At 52.9% G+C, this 1,245-nt stretch carries 1 protein-coding gene; it reads left to right on the top strand.

The features are described from left to right. Positions 1-92: 92 nt before the first annotated feature. Positions 93-1,163, top strand: coding sequence for a hypothetical protein (locus tag OB13_RS16890; protein WP_461491355.1), 1,071 nt, complete (start codon positions 93-95; stop codon positions 1,161-1,163). Positions 1,164-1,245: the final 82 nt, after the last annotated feature.

The raw sequence follows: 1,245 nt of genomic DNA, 5'->3' as shown, positions 1-1,245 counted from the left end.
TGCCTACTTTAGGTATCAGTTCCCTAATCCTTTACTCCTACTTGATGATCCCGTTTTTTTTACCTTCACCAAAAGCCAATAAGCGCTTACAGGTGAATGCGTTACCTGGCAACTGCTTAAACAAATACCTGAAGCATACCACTCCCCTCTTTGCTGCAACGCTGCTAACTTTTGCCTCCTGTACCCAGAAAGAGGAGGCGTATTCGGCTTCGCAACCGATCAGCGCCGAAAAGTCTGTAGCACCTGCCGCCCTGCCAGACAGCACGGTAAGTCCGGACAGCACGGCAACTGTCTCCTCCGATACGACTGCTGTTGCAGCGCTTCCACCGAAAGCAACTCCTATACCTGCTGATGAGTACCCGGGGCCGGAGCCACTGCCGGGCGCTATACTGCCACACAAACGCATACTGGCTTATTACGGCAATCCGCTCTCCAAACGTATGGGCATACTGGGCGAACTCCCTCCGGAACAAATGCTGCAAAAGCTGGACGAAGAAGTGGCCAAGTGGACCGAAGCCGATTCGCTCACACCGGTGCAGCCAGCCCTGCATGCCATCGTGGTGACGGCGCAGGGACACCCGGGACGGGGTGACAAATACCGGCTGCGGATGACCGATAAAATGATAGAAGATGTACTGGAAATGGCCAAACAACGCGACGCGCTGGTATTTCTCGATGTGCAGGTAGGGCGCAGCACCCTGCCGGAAGAACTGCCCCGCCTGACACAATTTCTGCAGCTGCCCAACGTGCACCTGGGTATAGACGCGGAATTTGCGATGAAAGAGAACGGAGTACCGGGCAAGCGCGTCGGAAGCTTCGACGCCAGCGACATCAACTATGCCACAGAACTACTGGCCAGTATCACAAAGGAATACAACCTTCCGCCCAAACTGCTCATCGTGCACCGCTTCACGCAAGGGATGATCACGAATCACCAGGAAATCAAGCTACGACCCGAGGTACAAGTGGTGATGCACATGGATGGTTGGGGACAGCCAGCGCTCAAGAAGGACACCTATCGCCGGTACATCCAAAAAGAGCCGGTACAGTTTACAGGCTTCAAGGTGTTTTACAAAAATGACCTGCGCAGTAATTCACGCCTCATGACGCCGCAGGAAATCTTATCCCTGACCCCGAAACCGCTCTACATACAATACCAGTAAGGTATAATTTCAGAAAACAGAGAGACAAGCGGTCTTATACCTGAACGCATTTCAGTTTTTGACAGGCGTGTTGTTGACATGT

This window comes from Pontibacter sp. HJ8, from assembly GCF_054824225.1.
The sequence above is the reverse complement of the archived record's forward strand: the minus strand, read 5'-3'. Positions and strand labels throughout refer to the sequence as shown.